Source organism: Streptomyces sp. NPDC001493 (genome assembly GCF_053597235.1).
The window spans coordinates 60,604-82,677 of the sequence record NZ_JBSFHV010000017.1 but is presented as its reverse complement, the minus strand read 5'-3'; the positions used below and the strand labels follow the sequence as shown (position 1 = coordinate 82,677).

21 protein-coding genes and 1 riboswitch are annotated in these 22,074 nt (G+C 71.4%); of the genes, 14 read left to right on the top strand and 7 right to left on the bottom strand.

Annotation, left to right across the window (positions count from 1 at the left end):
• Positions 1-26 precede the first annotated feature (26 nt).
• From shc to ACWCWD_RS23640, 8 genes are all read left to right on the top strand, one after another.
• Entirely contained in the window at positions 27-2,024 is a 1,998-nt protein-coding gene (gene shc, locus ACWCWD_RS23675) for a squalene--hopene cyclase (RefSeq protein ID WP_450775309.1), read from the top strand.
• Positions 2,024-2,671, top strand: coding sequence for a phosphorylase family protein (locus tag ACWCWD_RS23670; RefSeq protein WP_450775307.1), 648 nt, complete (start codon positions 2,024-2,026; stop codon positions 2,669-2,671). The genes shc and ACWCWD_RS23670 overlap by 1 nt, the downstream gene beginning before the upstream one ends.
• Before the next feature lie 5 nt (positions 2,672-2,676).
• Positions 2,677-3,696: an adenosyl-hopene transferase HpnH gene (gene hpnH / locus ACWCWD_RS23665; RefSeq protein WP_450775305.1), complete on the top strand. Its 1,020-nt coding sequence runs from the start codon at positions 2,677-2,679 to the stop codon at positions 3,694-3,696.
• A 97-nt stretch (positions 3,697-3,793) separates the two neighbouring features.
• Positions 3,794-5,815, top strand: a complete 2,022-nt coding sequence (gene dxs / locus ACWCWD_RS23660) for a 1-deoxy-D-xylulose-5-phosphate synthase (RefSeq protein WP_450775303.1) — start codon at positions 3,794-3,796, stop codon at positions 5,813-5,815.
• Positions 5,812-7,302 carry an aspartate aminotransferase family protein gene (locus ACWCWD_RS23655; RefSeq protein ID WP_450775301.1) on the top strand — a complete coding sequence of 497 codons (1,491 nt, stop codon included), beginning with the start codon at positions 5,812-5,814 and terminating at the stop codon, positions 7,300-7,302. The genes dxs and ACWCWD_RS23655 overlap by 4 nt, the downstream gene beginning before the upstream one ends.
• A 71-nt stretch (positions 7,303-7,373) precedes the next feature.
• Positions 7,374-7,982, top strand: a complete 609-nt coding sequence (locus ACWCWD_RS23650) for a helix-turn-helix domain-containing protein (RefSeq protein ID WP_450775299.1) — start codon at positions 7,374-7,376, stop codon at positions 7,980-7,982.
• A 73-nt stretch (positions 7,983-8,055) separates the two neighbouring features.
• The gene (locus tag ACWCWD_RS23645) at positions 8,056-8,235 is read left to right on the top strand and encodes a DUF6126 family protein (protein WP_450775298.1); all 180 of its coding nucleotides are present in this window, start codon (positions 8,056-8,058) and stop codon (positions 8,233-8,235) included.
• Between the two features lie 46 nt (positions 8,236-8,281).
• Positions 8,282-8,680 (top strand): hypothetical protein, encoded by a 399-nt coding sequence (locus ACWCWD_RS23640; protein WP_450775296.1) that lies wholly within the window; start codon positions 8,282-8,284, stop codon positions 8,678-8,680.
• Positions 8,681-8,708: 28 nt separating this feature from the next.
• On the opposite strand, the gene ACWCWD_RS23635 is transcribed toward ACWCWD_RS23640, so the two are convergent.
• Positions 8,709-9,518 (bottom strand): tyrosine-protein phosphatase, encoded by an 810-nt coding sequence (locus ACWCWD_RS23635; RefSeq protein ID WP_450775294.1) that lies wholly within the window; start codon positions 9,516-9,518, stop codon positions 8,709-8,711.
• Between the two features lie 428 nt (positions 9,519-9,946).
• A riboswitch (cyclic di-AMP (ydaO/yuaA leader) is annotated at positions 9,947-10,103 on the top strand.
• A gap of 2 nt (positions 10,104-10,105) precedes the next feature.
• Between ACWCWD_RS23635 and ACWCWD_RS23630 the strand changes: the two genes are divergently transcribed.
• Both ACWCWD_RS23630 and ACWCWD_RS23625 read left to right on the top strand, forming a co-directional pair.
• Positions 10,106-10,969 carry a M23 family metallopeptidase gene (locus ACWCWD_RS23630; protein ID WP_450775292.1) on the top strand — a complete coding sequence of 288 codons (864 nt, stop codon included), beginning with the start codon at positions 10,106-10,108 and terminating at the stop codon, positions 10,967-10,969.
• A gap of 180 nt (positions 10,970-11,149) precedes the next feature.
• Positions 11,150-11,974: an SGNH/GDSL hydrolase family protein gene (locus ACWCWD_RS23625; RefSeq protein WP_450775290.1), complete on the top strand. Its 825-nt coding sequence runs from the start codon at positions 11,150-11,152 to the stop codon at positions 11,972-11,974.
• 8 nt (positions 11,975-11,982) lie between these two features.
• Here the strand turns inward: ACWCWD_RS23625 and ACWCWD_RS23620 are convergent, their stop codons facing one another.
• The 6 genes from ACWCWD_RS23620 to ACWCWD_RS23595 all read right to left on the bottom strand — a co-directional run bounded on the left by ACWCWD_RS23620 (position 11,983) and on the right by ACWCWD_RS23595 (position 18,456).
• Positions 11,983-12,876: an STM4011 family radical SAM protein gene (locus tag ACWCWD_RS23620; RefSeq protein ID WP_450775288.1), complete on the bottom strand. Its 894-nt coding sequence runs from the start codon at positions 12,874-12,876 to the stop codon at positions 11,983-11,985.
• A gap of 7 nt (positions 12,877-12,883) precedes the next feature.
• Positions 12,884-14,323, bottom strand: a complete 1,440-nt coding sequence (locus tag ACWCWD_RS23615; RefSeq protein ID WP_450775286.1) for an STM4012 family radical SAM protein — start codon at positions 14,321-14,323, stop codon at positions 12,884-12,886.
• Between the two features lie 7 nt (positions 14,324-14,330).
• Positions 14,331-15,137: an STM4013/SEN3800 family hydrolase gene (locus ACWCWD_RS23610; RefSeq protein ID WP_450775498.1), complete on the bottom strand. Its 807-nt coding sequence runs from the start codon at positions 15,135-15,137 to the stop codon at positions 14,331-14,333.
• 157 nt (positions 15,138-15,294) lie between these two features.
• A complete protein-coding gene (locus ACWCWD_RS23605; protein ID WP_450775284.1) occupies positions 15,295-16,503 on the bottom strand; it encodes an STM4014 family protein in 1,209 nt (402 codons plus the stop codon).
• A complete protein-coding gene (locus ACWCWD_RS23600) occupies positions 16,484-17,503 on the bottom strand; it encodes an STM4015 family protein (RefSeq protein ID WP_450775282.1) in 1,020 nt (339 codons plus the stop codon). The genes ACWCWD_RS23605 and ACWCWD_RS23600 overlap by 20 nt, the downstream gene beginning before the upstream one ends.
• Positions 17,500-18,456 (bottom strand): STM4015 family protein, encoded by a 957-nt coding sequence (locus ACWCWD_RS23595; protein ID WP_450775280.1) that lies wholly within the window; start codon positions 18,454-18,456, stop codon positions 17,500-17,502. The genes ACWCWD_RS23600 and ACWCWD_RS23595 overlap by 4 nt, the downstream gene beginning before the upstream one ends.
• Positions 18,457-18,735: 279 nt before the next feature.
• On the opposite strand from ACWCWD_RS23595, the gene ACWCWD_RS23590 reads away from it, so the two are divergent.
• The 4 genes from ACWCWD_RS23590 to ACWCWD_RS23575 all read left to right on the top strand — a co-directional run bounded on the left by ACWCWD_RS23590 (position 18,736) and on the right by ACWCWD_RS23575 (position 22,017).
• Positions 18,736-19,062 carry a hypothetical protein gene (locus ACWCWD_RS23590; RefSeq protein ID WP_450775278.1) on the top strand — a complete coding sequence of 109 codons (327 nt, stop codon included), beginning with the start codon at positions 18,736-18,738 and terminating at the stop codon, positions 19,060-19,062.
• A 120-nt stretch (positions 19,063-19,182) separates the two neighbouring features.
• A complete protein-coding gene (locus ACWCWD_RS23585) occupies positions 19,183-20,187 on the top strand; it encodes a DUF6745 domain-containing protein (RefSeq protein WP_450775276.1) in 1,005 nt (334 codons plus the stop codon).
• A 91-nt stretch (positions 20,188-20,278) separates the two neighbouring features.
• Positions 20,279-20,719 (top strand): PPOX class F420-dependent oxidoreductase, encoded by a 441-nt coding sequence (locus tag ACWCWD_RS23580; protein ID WP_450775274.1) that lies wholly within the window; start codon positions 20,279-20,281, stop codon positions 20,717-20,719.
• Positions 20,720-20,826: 107 nt separating this feature from the next.
• Positions 20,827-22,017, top strand: a complete 1,191-nt coding sequence (locus ACWCWD_RS23575; protein WP_450775272.1) for an MBL fold metallo-hydrolase — start codon at positions 20,827-20,829, stop codon at positions 22,015-22,017.
• Positions 22,018-22,074: the final 57 nt, after the last annotated feature.

Below are 22,074 nucleotides of genomic sequence, written 5' to 3'. Positions count from 1 at the left end.
GGACCGAACTGCACGAAGGGGAAGCCATGACAGCGACGACCGACGGAAGCACCGGGGCTGTGCACCCTCGCACGGTCCCGGGCGATCCGACCGACACAACCATCACGGCGGACGACGTACTGGACGCCGCCCGGCGGGCCGCGGAACGCTCCGTCGAGCACCTCCTCGGCAGACAGGACGAGCAGGGCTGGTGGAAGGGCGACCTGGCCACCAACGTCACCATGGACGCGGAAGACCTGCTGCTCCGCCAGTTCCTCGGTATCCAGGACCCCGACACCCTCAGGGCGGCCGCCCTCTTCGTCCGTGGCGAGCAACTGGGCGACGGTACCTGGGCCACCTTCTACGGAGGCCCGAGCGACCTCTCCGCCACCATCGAGGCGTACGTGGCGCTGCGGCTGGCCGGAGACCGGCCGGACGAGCCGCACATGGCCCGGGCCGCCGCCTGGGTGCGGGACCAGGGCGGGATCGCCGCCTCCCGCGTGTTCACCCGGATCTGGCTCGCCCTCTTCGGCTGGTGGAAGTGGGACGACCTCCCGGAACTCCCGCCCGAGCTCATGTTCTTTCCTTCCTGGGTACCTCTCAATATCTATGACTTCGGCTGCTGGGCCCGCCAGACCATTGTTCCGCTGACCATCGTCTCGGCGAAGCGGCCCGTACGGCCCGCTCCGTTCTCCCTCGACGAGCTGCACACCGATCCGTCCCGGCCCAACCCGCCCGTGCGCAAGGCCTCTCCGGTGAGCTGGGACGGCGTCTTCCAGCGGCTGGACAAGGCGCTGCACCTCTACCACCGGATCGCGCCGCGCCGGCTCCGCCGGACCGCGATGAACGCGGCCGCCCGGTGGATCATCGAACGCCAGGAGAACGACGGCTGCTGGGGCGGGATCCAGCCCCCCGCCGTCTACTCCGTGATCGCCCTCCACCTGCTCGGCTACGATCTCGACCACCCGGTGATGCGCGCCGGGCTCGCGTCGCTGGACCGGTTCGCCGTACGGCGCCCGGACGGCGCGCGCATGATCGAGGCGTGCCAGTCCCCGGTGTGGGACACCTGCCTGGCCACCATCGCGCTGGCCGACGCAGGGGTCTCTCCGGACCACCCGGCGCTGGTCAAGGCGGCGGACTGGATGCTCGGCGAGGAGATCGTAAGGCCGGGGGACTGGTCCGTGCGCAGGCCCCAACTCCCGCCGGGCGGCTGGGCGTTCGAGTTCCACAACGACAACTACCCGGACATCGACGACACCGCCGAGGTCGTGCTCGCACTGCGCAGGGTCCGCCACCCCGAGCCCGCCAGGGTCGAGGCCGCCATCGAGCGCGGGGTGCGCTGGACGGTCGGCATGCAGTCGCGCGGAGGAGCCTGGGGCGCCTTCGACGCGGACAACACCAGCCCGTTCCCCAACCGGCTGCCGTTCTGCGACTTCGGCGAGGTGATCGACCCGCCGTCCGCCGACGTCACCGGTCACGTCGTGGAGATGATGGCCTACGAGGGGCGCGCCGGAGATCCGCGCGTCCGCCGCGGAATCGACTGGCTCCTCACCGAACAGGACGCGAGCGGCGCCTGGTTCGGCCGCTGGGGCGTCAACTACGTCTACGGCACAGGGTCGGTGGTGCCGGCGCTCGTCGCCGCCGGGCTGCCCACCACCCATTCCGCGGTCCGCCGGGCCGTGCGCTGGCTGGAGTCCGTCCAGAACGACGACGGCGGATGGGGCGAGGACCTGCGCTCCTACCAGGACAGCAAGTGGATCGGCCGGGGCGAGTCGACGGCCTCGCAGACCGCCTGGGCCCTGCTCGCCCTGCTCGCCGCGGGAGAGCACGAGAACCCAGCCGTCACCCGGGGGATCACCTTCCTGGTCCGCACCCAGCAGGAGGACGGGTCCTGGGACGAGCCGTACTTCACCGGGACCGGCTTCCCCTGGGACTTCTCCATCAACTACCACCTCTACCGCCAGGTCTTCCCGCTCACCGCACTGGGGCGTTACGTCCACGGTGACCCTCTCGCCGCCCGGGCCGTGAGCCCGGCGGGGATCTGATGGGCGGCCCCCGGCCCCCCGGCGGCCCGCCGGCCGCACTGCTCGTCGCCTGCGCCCTCGGCATCGAGCAGTTCGCCCTGCGGAGCGGGCCGCGCGGCGGCGGTCCGGTCACCGTCCTGCGGACGGGGATGGGCCCGAAGGCCGCAGAGACCGCCCTCGGGCGCGCCCTGGTCCGGGAGGGGATGCGCGGTGCGGCCGTCGTCGCCTCCGGGTTCTGCGCCGGCCTCGCGTCCGGGATGCACCCGGGCGACCTGGTCGTCGCCGAGGAGACCAGGTCCGTCCACGGAACCACCGCCTGCGACGGCGTATCCGTGCTGGTCGACGCGGTGTCCCGGCTGTTTCCCGGCCGTACCGTGCACACCGGCCCCCTGACCGGCTCCGACCACGTCGTGAGGGGCGCCGAGCGGGCGGCCCTCGCGGCGACCGGGGCCATCGCCGTGGACATGGAGTCCGCGGCGACCCTCTGTACCGCTCTGCGTCATGGACCACGCCCGGTTGCGGCCGTACGGGTGGTCGTGGACGCTCCAGAGCATGAGCTCGTCCGAGTTGCCACGGTGCGCGGTGGAATATCGGCTTTCCGCGTTCTTCGTGCCGTCCTGCCGGCTTTTCATGAATGGCACCGATCTTTGTTGCTCCCCCGGAGGTGAGCCAGATGGCCATGCCGCTCCGCCAAACCATCAAGGTTGCGACGTACCTTGCCGAACAGAAGATCCGCAAGCGTGAGAAGTTCCCGCTGATCGTCGAGCTGGAGCCCCTGTTCGCCTGCAATCTGGCCTGCGAAGGGTGCGGGAAGATCCAGCACCCCGCCGGAGTGCTCAAGCAGCGCATGCCGGTCGCCCAGGCGGTCGGAGCCGTACTCGAATCCGGCGCCCCGATGGTCTCCATCGCCGGTGGAGAACCGTTGATGCACCCTCAGATCGACGAGATCGTGCGGCAGTTGGTGGCCAAGAAGAAGTACGTGTTCCTCTGCACCAATGCCATGCTGCTGCGCAAGAAGATCGAGAAGTTCACCCCCTCCCGGTATTTCGCCTTCGCGGTCCACATCGACGGGCTGCGCGAGCGCCACGACGAATCCGTCGCCAAGGAAGGCGTGTTCGACGAGGCGGTGGAGGCGATCAAGGAAGCCAAGAGACGCGGTTTCCGGGTCACCACCAACTCCACCTTCTTCAACACCGACACCCCTCAGACCATCATCGAGGTGCTCAACTACCTCAACGACGACCTGAAGGTCGACGAGATGATGATCTCCCCGGCGTACGCCTACGAGAAGGCACCCGACCAGGAGCACTTCCTCGGCGTGGAACAGACCCGCGAACTCTTCAAGAAGACGTTCGCGGGAGGCAACCGGGCGCGCTGGCGCCTCAACCACTCGCCGCTCTTCCTCGACTTCCTGGAGGGCAAGGCGGACTTCCCCTGCACCGCGTGGGCCATCCCGAACTACTCCCTCTTCGGCTGGCAGCGCCCCTGCTACCTGATGAGCGACGGGTACGTCCCCACGTACCGGCAGCTCATCGAGGAGACCGACTGGGACAAGTACGGCCGCGGCAAGGACCCGCGCTGCGCCAACTGCATGGCGCACTGCGGCTACGAACCCACCGCCGTGCTCGCCACCATGGGCTCGCTCAAGGAATCGCTGCGCGCGGCCCGGGAGACGGTCGCCGGCAGCCGTTAGTCCCTTCAGGTGGGCGGTCCCGGCCGGGACACCCCGGCCGGGAGACCCCGGCCGGGACCGCCCACCTTCCGCCAGGAACCGACGAGGGGGCACATACGTGACCTTGCTGGAATCCATCGGGGGACCACGGGACCTCGCACCGCTCAGCGGACCGCAATTGACCGAACTCGCCGCGGACATCAGGACGTTCCTCGTGCAGGCGGTGTCCCGCAGCGGCGGGCACCTCGGCCCGAACCTCGGCGTCGTGGAACTCACCGTCGCCCTGCACCGGGTCTTCGACTCGCCGCGCGACCGCATTCTCTGGGACACCGGCCACCAGAGCTACGTGCACAAACTCCTCACCGGCCGCCAGGACTTCTCGAAACTGCGGAGCAAGGGCGGCCTCTCGGGCTACCCCTCCCGCGCCGAGTCCGAGCACGACGTCATCGAGAACTCGCACGCGTCCACCGCGCTCGGCTGGGCCGACGGACTCGCCAAGGCCAACGAACTCCTCGGCAACGACCACCACGTCGTCGCGGTCGTCGGCGACGGAGCCCTCACCGGCGGTATGGCCTGGGAGGCGCTGAACAACATCGCCGCCGCCAAGGACTGCCCCCTGATCGTCGTGGTGAACGACAACACCCGCTCGTACTCCCCGACCATCGGCGGCCTCGCCGACCACCTCGCCACCCTCCGTACCACCGACGGCTACGAACGCTTCCTCGCCCGGTGCAAGGAGCTCCTGGAACGCACCCCGGTCGTCGGGCAGCCGCTGTACGGCTCGCTGCACGGGGCGAAGAAGGGGTTCAAGGACACCTTCGCCCCGCAGGGGCTCTTCGAGGACCTGGGCCTCAAGTACGTCGGACCGGTCGACGGCCACGACATCGCCGCCGTCGAGTCCGCCCTCGTGCGGGCCAAGAACTTCCGGGGGCCGGTCCTCGTCCACTGCATCACCGAGAAGGGCCGCGGCTACACCCCCGCCCTGAGGGACGAGGCCGACCGCTTCCACGCCGTGGGCGCGATGGACCCGCTGACCTGCCTCCCGCTCACCGTGCCCGCCGGGCCCTCCTGGACCTCCGTCTTCGGCGAGGAGATCGCGCGGATCGGCGCCGAGCGCCCCGACGTGGTCGCCCTCACCGCCGCCATGCTCCACCCCGTCGGGCTCACCGCGTTCGCCGCGGCCTTCCCGGACCGGGTCGTGGACGTGGGCATCGCCGAGCAGCACGCCGCGGTCTGTGCCGCCGGCATGGCGGCAGGCGGACTGCACCCCGTCGTCGCCGTCTACGCCACCTTCCTCAACCGCGCCTTCGACCAGGTGCTGATGGACGTGGCCCTGCACCGCAGCGGCGTGACCTTCGTGCTCGACCGGGCCGGGATCACCGGCACGGACGGTCCCTCCCACAACGGCATGTGGGACCTATCGGTCCTCCAGGTCGTCCCCGGGCTGCGGATCGCCGCCCCGCGCGACGCCGACCAGCTCCGCGCGCAGCTCCGGGAGGCCGTCGACGTCGCCGACGCGCCCACCGTCATCAGGTTCCCCAAGGAGTCCGTGGGGGAGACGGTCCCCGCCGTCGGACGCGTCGGAGGCATGGACGTCCTGCACCGGAGTGAGCGCCCCGACGTGCTGCTGGTGGCGGTCGGGGCGATGGCCCCGGTCTGCCTGCACGCCGCGGACCTGCTGAAGGGCTCGGGCATCGGGTGCACCGTCGTCGACCCGCGCTGGGTCCGGCCGGTCGACGAGCAGCTCGCCCCCCTTGCCGCGGGCCACCGGCTGGTCGCGGTCGTCGAGGACAACTGCCGTACCGGAGGCGTCGGCTGGGCGGTCGGACAGGCGCTGCGGGACGCGGGAGTGGACGTGACCCTGCGGACCTACGGGATTCCCGAGGAGTTCCTCGCCCACGCCAAACGCGACGAGGTGCTCGCCGACGTCGGACTGACCCCGGTGGAGATCGCGGGCCGGATCGGCGCGGCACTGGCGGGACGGCCCGAAGATCCGGAGCGCCGTACCGACGAGGAGACGGCGGGACCGGAGGCGGTACCGCGACGCGTACCGACGGCCGGGAACGGCACGGAACGAGAGCGGGAGCGAGGACGAGGACGAGTGGAGCGCGGAGAGAAGAAGGGGACGAGCGGGGAATGAAGGACGACAGGGCAGGCGGCGTCGGCAGCACCGGTGCCACGGAGGTCACCGGCATCGCGGAAGGCTCCGGTACCGCGGAGGGCACCCGCCGCGCCGACGGTTCCGGCAAGGGATTCGATCTCGCGACGCTGCTCGCGGAGCGCGGCGCCGAACGCTACGAACTGCACGCGCGCCATCTCAACCACCAGCTGCCGCGCATGCTGCACACCATCGGCTTCGACAAGGTCTACGAACGGGCCGAGGGCGCCTACTTCTGGGACGCCGACGGCAACGACTACCTCGACATGCTCGCCGGATTCGGCGTGATGGGCCTCGGCCGGCACCACCCGGTCGTCCGCAAGGCCCTGCACGACGTGCTCGACGCCTCCCTCGCCGACCTCACCCGCTTCGACTGCCAGCCGCTGCCCGGCCTGCTCGCCGAGAAGCTCCTCACCCACAGCCCCCACCTCGACCGCGTCTTCTTCGGCAACAGCGGCACCGAGGCCGTCGAGACGGCGCTCAAGTTCGCCCGCTACGCCACGGGCAAACCCCGTGTCCTCTACTGCGCCCACGCCTTCCACGGCCTCACCACCGGCTCGCTCTCGGTCAACGGCGAGGACGGCTTCCGCGACGGCTTCGCCCCGCTACTCCCGGACACGGCCATCGCCCTCGGCGACCTCGACGCGCTGCGCCGCGAGCTCAAACGGGGCGACGTGGCGGCGCTGGTCGTCGAGCCCATCCAGGGCAAGGGCGTACTCGCGGCGCCGCCCGGCTTCCTGCGAGAGGCCCAGGACCTCCTGCACCGGCACAAGGCGCTGCTCATCGCGGACGAGGTGCAGACCGGCCTCGGCCGGACCGGCGACTTCTACGCCTACCAGCACGAGGAGGGCGTCGAGCCGGACCTGGTCTGCGTGGCCAAGGCGCTCTCCGGCGGCTACGTCCCGGTCGGAGCCACCCTCGGCAAGGACTGGATCTTCAAGAAAGTCTACTCCTCGATGGACCGGGTGCTCGTGCACTCCGCCAGCTTCGGTTCGAACGCCCAGGCCATGGCGGCGGGGCTCGCGGTCCTCTCGGTCATGGAGAACGAGGAGATCGTCGCCAACGCCCGGCGCACCGGTGACCTGCTGCGGACACGGCTCGGTGCGCTGGTCGACCGGTACGAGCTGCTGCACGAGGTGCGCGGGCGCGGGCTGATGGTCGGCATCGAGTTCGGACGGCCGTCCTCCATCAAGCTGCGCGGCCGGTGGACGATGCTCCAGGCCGCCCGCAAGGGGCTCTTCGCCCAGATGGTTGTCGTACCGTTGTTGCAGAAGCACCGGATCCTCACCCAGGTCTCCGGCGACCACCTCGAAGTGATCAAGCTGATCCCGCCGCTGATCATCGGCGAGGCGGAGGTCGACCGGTTCGTGACGGCCTTCGAGTCGGTGATGGACGACGCCCACAGCGGGGGCGGCCTGATGTGGGACTTCGGCCGCACGCTGGTGAAGCAGGCGGTCGCCAACCGCTGACCACTCCCGGAGCGCTTTGCCTCTGAGGCAAGAAATTTGCCTCAGAGGAAAGTCGGTGGCGCAATGGAGACATGAATCCTCCCGACGGAGGGGTGGCCGACGACCTCCCCGGTGTCGCCCCCCGCCTGCGCGAGCTGCGCCGGAGCCGGAGCCTCACCCTGGAGGCCGCCGCGCAGCGCGCGGGGCTCTCCCCGGCCCATCTCTCCCGGCTCGAAACGGGAAACCGGCAGCCCTCGCTGCCCGTGCTTCTCGGCCTCGCCAGGATCTACGGTACGACCGTCTCCGAGCTCCTCGGCGAGATCCCCCCGGAACGCGACGCGATCGTGCGCGGCGGCCGGTTCGACGGGCCCGAGGCCGACGGCTGGATGTACCGCCGGGCCGGCGGACCCGGCCGCGCCATGCAGGCCCTTCGGGTGCGCGTCCCGTACGGCGCCCAGGGCGACCTGGTGCGGGTCCACCCGGGGGAGGAGTGGCTGTACGTCCTCGAAGGGCGGCTGCGGGTCAGCCTCGGCGAATCCGCGCACGAGCTCGGGCCCGGCGACAGCGCCCACTTCGACTCGCTCACCCCGCACCGGATCGCCGCCGCCGGACCGGAGGGCGCCGAGCTGATCTTCGTACACACCCTGTTGCAGAGCCCCGCCGCCGAGCTGTGCCTCGGCGACGGGACCCGTCGGCGCTGACCGCGCCCGGCACCCCGGTGCCGCGCCCATTCCTCGTACGCCCGGCCCCGGGCGTACGGCAGAGAGGACCGTCATGTCCGATTCGGAGCACTACGACCCGCTCACCCCTCGGCAGCCCGGCGCGACCCGGGACACCCAGGAGCGGAAGATGCCGCGCGGGATGGTCATCCGGCTCGTCGCCTACCTGGTCGCCGGGCACGTCATCGCCGCCTTCCTCTACATCCTGTTCGCCGTCGCCGGGGGCAACCAGTAGAGGAGTCGTCCGGAGCCCCGGCTCCGGCCTCCGTACAGTGGCCCACATGGAGACGATCCTGCGGCACCCCCGGCCCGGACACACATGGGACTGGTGGGCGGTCGACGCCGCGGGCTTTCTCGTGCAGTTCAGCCACGGGCCCGCTCCGGTGCACCTTCTGGCGCACCTGGACCGGGTCGACGCCGCAGCCGCGTGGGCGGAGGAGAACCGGGCCGCGTGGTTCGGCGGTGACTCCGTGCCGCTGCATGCCTTCGACTGCGACGGCGTGTTGCCGACCTACCGGCGGCACGGTGTCCCGGACGCTCCACCGCGGGTGTCCGACGCGCCCGCGGTCGTGGCCGACGTCGCGGTCCTGGTCGAACTCGACCGGGCGGTGGGGAACGCCTGGACGATTCACCTCGATGAGGGGTGGGTCCGGGCGGCCGGGCCGGGATCGTCCGGCTGACCGGCCGCCCGCGACCCGACCGCGAGGCCTACGCCTCGTCCAGCAGCCGCTCGCGCAGCCGCTCCCGGGTCTCGCCGGAGAGCCGCAGCCCCTCGGAGAAGTAGCGCTCCGTCGTGCCCCAGTTCTCCTCGATGGTGGCGAAGGCGGCGTCCAGATAGTCGATGTGCGCCCCGAAGAGCGGGTTGAGCAGGCTCATCACCTCGGTGGAGACCACCGGGTCCGCGCTGTCGCCGCGCCGCAGGCGGTACCGGCGGTGGGCGTCGTTGGACTTGAGGTAGTCCGCCGCGATCGCGTCGCGCTCCACCCCGACCGCGAGCAGCGTCATCGCCATCGTCAGGCCCGCCCGGTCCTTGCCCGCCGCGCAGTGCATCAGCGCCGGCACGCTGTCCTCCGCCAGTGCGTGCAGCACCCGGCCGAGTTCGGCCGTGCGGTCCGTGATGATCGAGCGGTACGAGACGAGCATCCGTTCCGTGCCCTTACCGTCCGCGAGCAGTGAGCGCAGCTGCGCGATGTCGCCCTCGCGCACCAGACGCCAGAAACCGGCCCCGTCGGCGGGGTCGGAGAGCGGGATGCGGACGTTGCGGACGCCCGGCAGCTCCACGTCGAAGCCGTCCAGCTTCTGGTCGGCCGAATTACGGAAGTCGAAGACCGTGTGCAGGCCGAGCCGGCCGAGGAAGACGGCGTCCTCGGCGGTCGCGGCGGCGAGGTGACCGCTGCGGAAGAGCCTCCCGTGCCGTACCCGCCGACCATCGGTGGTGGGCAGCCCGCCCACGTCCCTGAAGTTACGGACCCCGCTCAGCTCGGGTTCGGCCGGCGAGAACTGCGGCACCTGCGTCACAGCGGCTCCTCGGTGCTTCTGCGCGCCGGCGCTGCTCGCCGACGTCGGCTCGTCGCGACCCTACGACATCGCTCCGCGGCGGCGAAGCGGTGGCGGCGGCTCCTCGAAGGCTGAGGAACCGTCATCAGTGATGTGCGCGACATGTCCGTATTGTATGGATTTCCAGCAACATCACCCGTTTTTAGGGGAGATGGTGGGTGATCTGGTGAGCGGGATCATATCCGTGACCGTGCGTGGCCGGGGCGCCGGAGGACTCTCCGTCCGTCGTGCGGAATGCCAAGATCCGTAATCCACGGAGGGTGACCGGAAAAGAGTGCCGAAATCGGCGTGCGGATTCCGTTCCGCTTGCGATGGCTTGTTCCGTCCGGCCCGGCTCGATTACGTTCGCCATCACTCCGGACGGACCGCCTAATCCTGCCGCCGCCCGGAATTCGCACTCACTCATGCGTGGCAGGAGCGGGGGACCCAGGTAAGCCGCCGACCGGAGTTGTTCCGGCCGGCTCGGGGTGAAGTCGCGTTCAGCGCGACCGGGCATCTCCAGCCCGAACCCGACAGCTCACCTCGTAGGCGCCGGAGAGGAATTCCCCATGCCCATCCCGGGTAAGCACCGTCGTAAGAAGTCCGGCCCGATCGCTCGCGGCATCCTCGCCGTCGGAGCCGGCGGCGCCGTCGTCGCCCTGCCGCTCCTCGGAGCCACGGGTGCCCACGCCGCCGAGCAGTCGGCCCCCGTCGCCGCCCAGTCCGCCAAGGCCTACAAGGTCGTCCCCGGCGACTACCTGGCGAAGATCGCCGCCCAGCACAAGATCAAGGGTGGCTGGGAGAAGCTCTACCAGGACAACCGCGAGGTCATCGGCGGCAACCCGAGCCTGATCCTCCCGGGCATGAAGCTGACGCTCGGCGCCCAGGCGTCCGGCTCGGCCTCCACCGCGTCCTCCGCCAAGGCCGAGACCGCGAAGACCGCGGCCAAGACCGAGACGAAGGCCGCCCCGGCGACCAAGACCGAGTCCGCCGCGACCACCACCAAGGCCGCCGACAGCAACAGCACCGGCTGGACCACCCCGATCGCCAACGCGACCGTCACCACCCCGTACCACGCCTCCGGCTCCATGTGGTCCAGCGGTTACCACACCGGCTCCGACTTCAGCGCCGCCACCGGCACCGTCGTCCGCGCCGTCGGCCCCGGCACCGTCGTCTCCGCCGGCTACGACGGCGCCTACGGCAACGAGGTCATCATCAAGCACGCCGACGGCATGTACTCCCAGTACGCGCACCAGTCGCAGCTGATGGTCTCGGCCGGCCAGACCGTCACCGGCGGCCAGCAGATCGGTCTCTCGGGTGCCACCGGCAACGTCACCGGCCCGCACCTCCACTTCGAGATCCGCACCACCCCGAGCTACGGCTCGGACGTGGACCCGATCGCCTACCTGCGTCTCCACGGCGTCTCCATCTGAGACCACTCCCGATGACGGTCGTCACGATCCGTCAGGGCTTCGAGGGGCGGTACGCGCAAGCGTGCCGCCCCTCTACTTATTCCGGCTTTACCAAAACCTGACCGGGTGGTCTATCTCACCCCACGTCAACCCCTTCTTACGGTCGCGTAGGTCACATTGAAAGAGGCAAGATATGTGGCCGTGGCAGACGATTCGAGAATCCAGAAGACAGACATCATCGGGTCGTACGCGGCGATCGGCGACAGTTTCACCGAAGGAGTCGGAGACCCCGGACCCGACGGGACCTATGTCGGCTGGGCGGACCGTTTCGCGGTTCTCCTGGCGGAGCAGCTTCCCGTCCTCGACGAGGCGACGAGCTCCGATTCCCCGCGCGGGGAATTCCGGTACGCCAATCTCGCGGTACGCGGACGACTCCTCGACCAGATCGTCGAGGAGCAGGTCCCCCGCGCCAAGGAGCTCGCACCGGACCTGGTGAGCTTCTGCGCCGGGGGCAATGACATCATCCGGCCCGGCACCGACCCGGACGACCTGGCGGAGCGCTTCGAGCGTGCGGTCGCCGACCTCACCGACGCCGTCGGTACCGTCATGGTCACCACCGGATTCGACACCCGCGGCGTGCCGGTCCTGCGCCACATGCGCGGCAAGATCGCCACCTACAACGTCCACCTGCGGGCCATCGCGGACCGCTACCACTGCCCGGTGCTCGACCTCTGGTCCCTCCGCTCGATCCAGGACCGCCGTGCCTGGGACGACGACCGGCTCCACCTGTCCTCCGGCGGGCACACCCGGGTGGCACTGCGCGCCGCGCAGGTCCTCGGCCTGGAGACCCCGGCCGACCCCGACCAGCCGTGGCCCCCGCAGATCCAGCGGAACACCTTCGAGGTGCGGCGCGACGACATCCACTGGGCACGCGAGTACCTCGTGCCCTGGATCGGCCGCCGGCTGCGCGGCGAGTCCTCCGGCGACGAGGTCGCCGCGAAGCGCCCGGACCTGCTGCCGCTCTGAGCGGGGCGCTACACCAGGGGAAGCCGGAGACGTGACGGGCCCGCCGCGGCGGGCCCGGCCGGCGCCGCCGGAATCCGCTCCAGGACACCCCCGGCGAACACGTCGTACAACGGCAGCGACTCCAGGTGCACGTACCCGATGTGGCAGTCGCAGACCGCCAGCGGGCAGGCCCTCGGGGCGAGCGCCCGGCGGTAGCTCCCGTCGTAGAGACCGCCCAGCTCCTCCTTGACGAAATGACACCGGCGCACGGTGCCGTCCCCGTCCACCGAGATCACCGACTCCCCGGTCCGGCACGGCAGCCCCGCCGAGCGGTGCGGATGGCGGCTGTACGGGAACAGCGGGTCGAGCGCCGTCCAGCGCTCCGCCTCCGCGTCCGTGTACGTACGCCCCTCGGCGGCGTTCACCCACAGGTACACCCGCTCCGGCAGGTCCGCCCGCAGCCTCCGCGCCTCGGGGAGGTGCTCCTCGAAACCGACGACGCCCACGCTGTACCGCACCCCCGCCGCGGTCAGCTCCCGGCACTTGCCGAGGAACCGGTCGTACGGGGTCTGGCCGGGGTGGTACGTGCACCAGAGCGCCAGCCGGTCCGGGTCCGCCCCGGACAGCCAGTCCGTCCTGCCGCTGAGGTTCGTCTGGATCGCGACCCGAGCCACCTGCGGCAGGTGGGACAGCTCGACCAGCGCCCGCCGGTACCAGGACCGCACCAGCCCCTCGCCCCACGGGGTGAAGAGCACCGAGAGACGGTCCCCGGTCTGTGCGGCGACCCACGCCGTGAAGCGTTCGAGCGCCTCCCGGTCCGCCGTGAGCTGTTCCCGGCTGTCCCGCCTCTTGGCGAACGGGCAGTACGGGCAGTCGTAGTCGCAGGAGGCGAGCGGGCCGCGGTAGAGGATCGTCAGGTCCACGCGCCGCTCACCTCGCCTCGTACGCGGCCATCGCGGCGCGCACGGCGGGGGAGAAGAGTGCGGGGCCGAGCGCGTCGGAGTGGGCGAGTCCTTCCGGGGACAGCCGCAGGAGGTCATGGCCGCTGTTGCTGCTGCTGTTGCCGCTGTCCAGCCAGCCGAGCTCCGCGAAGCGGGCCAGCTCCACGGGGAAGTCGTCCACGGGGTCGCTGCCGAACCGCTGCCGGTACTCGGCGCGCGGCAGCCCGGCGGCCTGGAGCAGCGACTGCAGGAGATGGCGGCGTCGGGGCTCGTCGCCGTCGACGCGGCGGCCGTGCTCCGCCCGGGTGAAGTCCCCGGTGGTGGTGAAGCGGTCGATGATGTTGCGGATCTGCCCCATCTTGACGGCGTAGTCGAAGGAGTAGTGCAGCGACGAGGTGTAGGAGCGGGCGCCGCAGCCCAGGCCGACCATGCCGTCCGTCTGGCAGGCGTAGTCGTCGGGGCCCTCCTGGGGCGCGTCGGCGCGGCGGAACATCCGCATCGAGACCTGTTCGTACCCGTGGGCCAGGAGGTGGTCGCGGCCGGTGCGGTAGAGGTGGAGCCGCTGGGCGTCCCAGGCGGTGTCCGCCGCCGCCCGGGCCTCGGGGCCGCTGCCTTCGGCGAGGCGGCCGAGGCCGGTCAGGGGGCGCACGTACAGCGGGTAGAGGTACAGCTCCTCGGGGCGCCAGACCAGGGCGGCATCCAGCGAGGCGAGCCACGACCGTGCGGTCTGCCCGTCGATGCCGTAGATCAGGTCGATGTTGAGGACCGGTATCCGGGTCTCGCGGATGCGGCCGAGCGCCGCTTCGACGTCGGCCCGGCGCTGCGGGCGGACCGCCGCCCTGGCCTCGCCGTCGATGAAGCTCTGCACACCGATGCTGATACGGGTGGTGCCCCGGTCGGCGAGCACGGCGAGCCGCTCGGCGGTCGCCGTGGACGGGGAGGTCTCCACGGACAGCGGCACCGCGCGCAGATCGGCGCCCATCCTCTTCTCCGCGATGTCGCAGAGCCGATCCAGCTCGCCGGCGGTCAGGAAGGTGGGCGTACCGCCTCCGAACGCGGCGGCGGCGAACCGTACCGGTCCGTCGTCGCCCAGCGCGTCCCGTACGGCGGTCGCCTGCCGGTCGAGCGCGTCGAGGTAGCGGGTGGTCAGCTCGTCGGGGGCGCCGATCCGGGTGAAGAGGTTGCAGAAGCCGCAGCGGACCTCGCAGAACGGTATGTGGGCGTAGAGCTGGAGAGCGTCCTTGCACTCCCCGGCCCACAGCTCGCGCAGCGCGGGGCGGTCGCCGAGCTCTTCGTAGGCCGTCTTGTGGGGGTAGGCGTAGACATAGCTCTGGTACGGCCGCTCGGTCGCGCCGGTGGCGGGCGCTCCGGCCGGGGCGGGAGTGGCGGCGGGTGTTGCGGCCGGGGCGGTGGGGACAGTGGTGGTCATGGTCGGGTCAGGCCCCCGGTTCGAGGAAGAAGTGGGCGTACGGAACCGTCCAGACGGCCTCGTGGCCGAGCCGGTGACCGGTGTACCCGTCGTCGCCGTAGGCGGTGCCGTGGTCGGAACAGACGATGGCGAAGCAGCGGCGCCGACTGCTCGCCGCCGCGAAGAGCCTGCCGATGTGCCGGTCCACGTACTCCAGCGCCGCCGCGTGGGTCGCGCGCGAGTCACCGGCCTCGGCGGTGGCGCCGGGCAGATGGAACCAGTTCGGCTGATGGAGCGCCGAGACGTTGACGAAGAGGAAGAGCCGCTGATCGGCCGGGAGCGCCGCCACGACCTCCTCGGCACGGGCTACCTGCGCCTCGAATGAGGTCGGCGAGGCCACGCCGAACTCCGGCTCCCAGTGGCTCTCCGCGAAGAGGCCGGGCAGCACCGAACCCAGGGGCGGCTGCCGGTTGAAGAAGCCGACGCCACCGACGCACACGGTGCGGTAGCCGACCTCTTCCAGTCCGCGCGGCAGGTCGGGGGAGTCGTACACGAAGGTGCGGCCGGCCGTCGTCTCACTGCCGGCGAAGCGCGCCGCGAAGAGCCGCGGGTGGGGGCCGGGCGAGGCGGGGGTGGGCAGGAATCCGGCGAAGATCGCCTGGTGGGAGGCGTAGGTGAAGCTGCCGGGAGCGTGCCGCTCCTCCCAGGTGCCGCCGGGAAGATGCCGGGCGAGATTCGGCAGGCGGCCCGCCGCCGCGAGCTCGACGGCGACGTCGTGACGGAGGGTGTCGAGCGTGACGAGCAGCAGATCGTGACTGCCGACGACGGCGTTCATGTCGGGTGTGCCGCCGTCCCGGGCGGTGTCGAAGGGGACGGTACCGACGGGTGCCGAGCCGGTGGGCGCTGCGGTGGCGGCGGCAGTGGTGGTGGCGACCGGGTGCGCCGCGGCGGTGCGATCGGTGGAGGCCAGGCCGGGTGTGAGGGGCGTGGGGTCAGGGGGCTGCGGTGGCACGGTCGTTCCTTGCTCGTTCGTCGGATGCGTTGTCGTTGCCCGTGGGGGCGTCGGCGTGGGCCCGCACGACGGCGGCGACCTGCGCGGCGTAGGTGTCCTGGCCCTCCGCGCCGCTGCCCGGCAGACCGGTCAGGCCGGGCAGCAGATCACCGAACGCGTTGACCTCGCCCACGGCGAACCGCCGCCAGCCGGTCGCGGGCAGCAGATCGACCCCCACGCACGTGCTCCGGGGGAAGCAGGCGGCGGCGCGTTCGCAGAGGGCCAGTGCCTCGGACCAGCTCCCGCCTGCCGAGGACACCGCCTCACGGACCCGGTCCAGATCGCCGCGGGCTCCGCCGAGATGGAGATTGGTCATGGGGGAGCGGCTGGTCCGCACGACGGCGTGGGTCGCCCGGCCCGCGACCACCACGACCCGCAGATCTGCGGACCGGCCCTGCTGCGAGGCCTTGGGGAGCCAGCGTTCGACGTGCAACCCGTCCGGCGCGAGGGCGTCCACGAGGGCCGCGACCTCCCGCTCGGTGGTGTACCGCCGCACCCGCAGGGAGTTGAACAGCCGTCCCTCCTCGTCGCGTTCCACCGAGGTGGTGGCCTGGACCCGCCCCGGGCCTGCCGTCTCCACGGCCAGCACCCCGGAGGCCGAGGAGCCGTGCGCCAACTTCACGAACGCCCTGGGCATGCGGTGGTCCCGCATCAGCTCCCGTACGTGGTCCCAGCCCCGGACGGGAGCCGCGGAGGCTCCCGAGGTCGGCGAGGCGGGTACGGCCACGCCTGCCTCGTCGAGCACCGCGTGGCACAGCCGCTTGTCGAACACCTGGGCCAACTCATCCGGAGAGACCAGCAGTTCGCCACCCGCGGACGCAACCTCGGCGGCCACCGTACGGACGGCCGCGAGGAAGTTCGTGTACCAGCGGGCCGAACCCTCCACACGGGTCGGGTCGCCGACCCCGCGCAGCAGCCGCTCGACCTCCGACTCCTCGCCCGGCGAGTCCAGACGCACCGACTCGCCGGGCAGGAAACGCGCCCGGCCGTGCAGGACGTCCAGCCACGGCACGACCCGTGCCTCCGGCAGACCGGCGGCGAGAACCGCCTCCCGGAAGAAGACGACCCGGCGGTTGAGCGGGTTGCCGACGACGGTGAAACGCGGTCCCTGGCTCTGTCCCCGCCCCGGGCTACTCACTGACCGCGACATACCGCTCATCGTCCTCGTCCGGATCGAAGTCGGACGCGTCACCCGGATCCGCGTCCACCACGGCGGGCGCACAGGCCGACACGATGCGTCGGAGCATCTCCTCGCCCAGGTAGTGGTGGCGCAGGTCGAGACGCGACAGATGCGACAGGGCCTGCCCGGCCAGCAGTGCCTCCCCGCCGGCGTCGCTCAGCGTGCCCATGGCCAGCGACAGTGAATCCAGCTGGGCGACGACGGGCGCCGACGCCAGGGCAGCGGCGATCTCGTCCTGGACGACACTGTTCTGCAGCCCGAGATGGCGCAGGGCCGGCAGCCCCCCGCCGGACAGCAGCGGAGCCAGGTCCTCGACCGTGGCGTCCCCGCCGTACCAGTCGGAGCCGAGCCACAGCTCCAGGCTCCGCAACGAGGGCAGTTCGCAAGCGCCGACCGCCCGTACGACGTGTCCCGGCAGCCCGCCCGACTCGAAGCGGAGGGACTTCAGGGAGGTGTGCCGCAGGGGCCGCAGCCGGAGGGTCTCCCCGTCCTCGGTCTGCCCCGTCGTCTCGCCACCCCGGACGACGAGTTCTTCCAGGAGCGGATAGGCCTCCAGCACCGGGGTGATGTCGCACAGTTGCAGCCACGACACCTCGCACTCCTCGCTCTCCACGTCGGCGAGGAACAGCCCGCGCAGGGAAGGGAGACGGGCGGCGTCGGCCGCCAGGAGGTCGACCACCTGGGTGAGCGGGGTGTACTCGTCCTCCCACCAGGGGCCGATCAGCAGCGCCCGGACCTTCGAGGCGTCCACGGTGTCCAGGAAGTGCCGCCACAGGACGGGGAAGTCGAGGTCGTCCTGCCAGGCGCTGTCGAGCCGCCAGGCGACCGCGTCCGCCGCCGGGAGGGACACGGCCGGTCCGGCGTCCCTCCCGTCCGCGCCCCCGGGCGTCGACTCGCCGGGAGTCGGCAGCACGTGGACGGGCAGCCCGTGGAAGGTCTCCGGGTGCTCGATGTCCGTCGCGAGGTTCATTCCGCCACCGCCGTGTACCGGTTCTCGCGACCGCCGTCGTTCCAGGGCTTGTTGCGGTCGGAGAGGTCGAGCCGGACGCCGTGCGGTTCCAGCGCGGCGGTGAGCCGCTGCTCCATCGCCTCGCTGAGGAAGTGGTGGTGGAGGTCGAGGGTGTCGAGATGGGTGAGCGGCTGGCCTTCGAGCAGCGCCGCGGCACCGTCGTCGCCGAGGACGCCGTTCGACAGGTCCAGGGTGCGCAGGCGCGCGACCACCGGAGCGGAGGCGACCGCCTCGGCGATCTCCTCCTGGATCTCGCTGTTGCGCAGGCCGAGGTGGTGCAGGGCCAGGAAGCGGGTGCCGGAGAGCAGGGGCGCCAGGTCCGTGAGCTCCGTGTCACCGCCGTACGCCGAGACACCGAGCCAGAGGTCGAGCTTCTCCAGCGCCGGGAGTTCGCTGTCCAGCACGCCGCGCACCACCTGGACCGGCAGGCCGCCCGCCTCGATCGTGAGCGACCGCAGCGCTTCGTGCCGCACCGGCGGGAACACCAGACCGGTGCCGCCCCGCACACCCAGCTCCACGAGCCGGGGGAAGGCGCTGAGCATTGCCGTCACGTCCGACTGCTCGATCCAGGAGATCTCCGCCTCCTCCAGGACCAGATCGCCGACGAACACGGATTCGAGGGAGGAAAACCGGCTCGCGGCAGCGGTCACCAGGCCTATGGGGTGCGCGGAGTCGCAGTCGTACGCCTCGCCCCACTGACCGATGATCAGAGCCCGCACCCCGGACGGATCGACCGTCTTCAGGAACAGCTCGAAGAGCTCCTCCCACGAGGTTTCCGAGTCGTCGTCGTACGGGTCGACCCGGAGCCGCCACGCCACGGCTCCGGCCTCGGGGAGCGAGCGCCCCTCGGCAGGGGGTTCGAAGTCGACGGCGGGAAGGCCGTGCAGCTCGCTCAGGTGGTTCGCAATGGTCATGACCCGAAGCTCCGGTGTGCTGGGGACGTCTGTCTGCCGCCGCAAGGTCTATCAAGTGCCACTGACAGCACCTCATCCGGGACGGGTGTCGCCGCCTCCGGCAGCTGACGTCCATGCCGGTGCACCCGCGGGGCGTCACGAGTCGATCCGCGTGAAGCCGCTGGTCACGAAGGTGATGGACACGAGACCGAGGGCTCGCGGGCCCCCGATGTCAGACCCGTCTCCTAGCGTTCTCCACAGGTTCGGCGCACGGGGCGCCGTACCGGAGGGGAGACGTCTGTGTACCGGCAGGGCGATGTGCTGATCATGGCGGTCGAGGAGTCCGAGGTGCCCGCACCGTTCCTGGAGGCGTCGGGCGAACTGCGTGACGGACGGGGCCGGTTGGTGCTGGCGTTGGGCGAGGTCACCGGACACGCGCACGCCGTACAGGGGCCCGGCCGGCTGATACGCGAGTCGGGGACGTTCGGACCGATGCTGCTCCACCTCCCCGACGGAGGGCGGGTGGTGCACGAGGAACACGCCCCGATCGCGCTGCCCAAGGGGTGGTTCCGCGTGGTGCGGCAGCGGGAGTACGTCCCCGGCGCGTTCCGTGTCGTGGCGGACTGACGGACGGTCACCGGCGTCGGCGCGGACGGAAAGAAGCGCCGACAGACGCACCGGAGCAGGAACAAGAGCCGGAACAAGAGCAAGAGCAGGAATGGGTGACCAGAGATGACAGGGACGGGAATGATGACACGGGACGTGACCTCGTGGCGGGCGGTGGCCTCGGCCACCGGAAGGGCCGACCGGGTGGCGGCCGAGGAGGGCATTCGCCTGGCCTACCGCACGGCGGGCCTGGCGGAGCCGGGCCGGATCGTCTGGGTGGACTCGCCCAGGGCCGCGGTGGAGGCGGTGGAGAAGCTCGCCGACGCCGGGAAGTCGGTGCGCGAGGAGGTGCGCACCCGGCCGTGGGGTCATGAACGCCGCAGGAAATACGACGAGTTGGGGTCGATGGGCTGGGCCGCGCTCTGGTCGGCCACCGGCGCGCAGCTGTGGGAGACCACCTCCGCTCTCGCCGGGCGCATCCGTGCGGGCGTGGTGGCCGAGCTCGCCGCCAGTCCCGAGGACGAGACGGCGGTGCGGCTGGTGCTGCTGGACGCGGTGCTGGGGCAGCACGACGCGGCATGGCTCGCCGCCTTCGAGGACAGCGAGCGCCTGGCGGGCCTGGCCGAGGTGGCGCGCAACGCCGGGTGGTGGTGGCCCTACGAGAACGCGGTCGTCGTCGCCGAACGCCCCGAGGCGCTCCATCGCGACGAGGCGGGCCGCCTCGACCGCGGGGACGGCCCGGCGCTCGCCTACCCGGACGGCTTCGCCCTCCACGCCTGGCGCGGCATGCCGGTGCCGGCAGCCTTCCTGGAGGAGCTCTCGGCCCTCACCCCCGAGCGGATACGCGAGGAGGCCAACGCCGAGCTGCGGCGCGTGATGCTGGAGCACTTCGGCTACGACCGCTACCTGGAGGAGTCCGGGGCGGAGCCGGTCCACCGGGACGAGACGGGCGTTCTCTGGCGCATCCCGCTCCCCGGGGACGAGGACGTCGTGATGGTCGAGGTCGTCAACTCCACCCCCGAACCCGACGGCACCAGCCGCACCTACTGGCTGCGGGTGCCGCCCGCGACCCGTACGGCGAAGGACGGGGTCGCCTGGACCTTCGGGCTCGGGGGTGAGCAGTACGCCCCCGTGCGCCAGACGTGACGGAGGGTGGTCACGCGCCACCGCCGGCAGCCGGATCGTGCCGCCGGCCCAGCGGCGGAATCTTGCGGGGGGCGGGCACGTTGGAGGGGGCATGACGTCTCTCGACCGCACACAGGAAGACCTTCTGCGACTCGTCGGTGCCTCGCACGACGGGGTTCTGGTGACGCTGAGGAAGAATGGCCGCCCCCAGCTGTCCAATGTGAATTACGCCTACGACGCGGAGGCCCGGACGATCCGGGTCTCAGTGACGGAGGACCGGGCGAAGACGCGGAATCTGCGCCGCGATCCCCGGGCCAGCTTCCACGTGACGAGCGAGAACCGGGGCGCGTGGACCGCCGTGGACGGGACGGCCGAGCTGACCCCTCCCGCCGCCGATCCCCAGGACGCCACCGTCGAAGCGCTGATCACCCTCTACCGGGACGTTCTCGGCGAGCACCCGGACTGGGACGACTACCGGCAGGCGATGGTGCGGGACCGCAGGGTCGTCCTCACCCTGCACATCGAGCACGTGTACGGGCAGCCGGGTGCCTGACGCGATACGAGTGGGGAGCCGGGCGGGTCCGGGGCGCGGTGCCCGACCCTCGCGCGGGCATACGTCCCGCACATAATAAGAAGAGACCGACTCCCCCAGGAGATGCTGTGACCGGCGCCGACTTTCTGACCCCCCTCCGTACCCGCCTGCGCTCGATGCGTGCCGACGCCTTCGGGGCCGACCCCTCGGGGGCCCGGATGGAGCGCATCCGCCGCTCGCCCCACTTCGCCGACGGAGCGTTCCAGAACCCGGTCGAAGCCCGCACCCTGCCTTCGGGCTCCTCGGTGGAGCTCGCGAAGATCTACTTCAACAGGGAACAACGGGCACGCAGGGCGCCGCAGGGAAACATTCCGGTGTACGCCACGACCTACGCCGACCTGGCCCGCCCCCCGGCCTCGGGCCTCCGGGTGACCTGGATGGGCCACTCCAGCGTCCTCGCCGAGATCGACGGCACCCGCGTGCTCTTCGACCCCGTATGGGGCGAGCGCTGCTCCCCGTTCCCGTTCGCGGGGCCCAAGCGGCTCCATCCGGTGCCGCTGTCGCTCGAAGCGCTCGGGCCGGTGGACGTGGTCGTCATCTCCCACGACCACTACGACCACCTGGACCTGCCCACGATCCGCGCCCTCGCCCGGACGGACACCGTCTTCGCCGTGCCGCTCGGCGTCGGCGCCCATCTGGAGCACTGGGGCGTGTCGCCCTCGCACCTGCGTGAGCTGGACTGGAACGAGAGCACCGAGGTGGCGGGTGTCCGGCTCACGGCGACCCCCGCGCGGCACTTCTGCGGACGCGGCGTACGCAGCGGGCAGCACACCCTCTGGGCCTCCTGGGCAGTCGAGGGGGCCGAGCACCGGATCTACCACAGCGGCGACACCGGCTACTTCTCCGGGTTCCGCGAGATCGGGGCCGAGCACGGCCCGTTCGACGTCACGATGATCCAGATCGGTGCTTACGCCGAGTTCTGGCCCGACATTCACATGACGCCCGCCGAGGGGATCCGCGCGCATCTGGATCTCCAGGGCGGCCGCCCCCACGGTGTCCTGATGCCGATCCACTGGGGCACCTTCAACCTGGCCCCGCACGCGTGGGCCGAGCCGGGTGAGTGGACCAGGGAAGCGGCCGCGGCGGTCGGCCAGCCGGGCGCCTTCCCCATTCCGGGACAGCCCTTCGAGCCGTCCGGGGAACTGCCGACCGAGCCGTGGTGGCGGGCCGTGGGCGACGTGCCCGACCAGGAGTGGCCCGCGCCCGACCTGCCGGAGGGCGAGGCCCGCGGCGCCCTCGAACTCGTCACGGAGGAGTGACACGCGTGGCCCGGCGCCCCGGCCGTCGATGACGGTCCGGGGCACCGGGCCCACCGG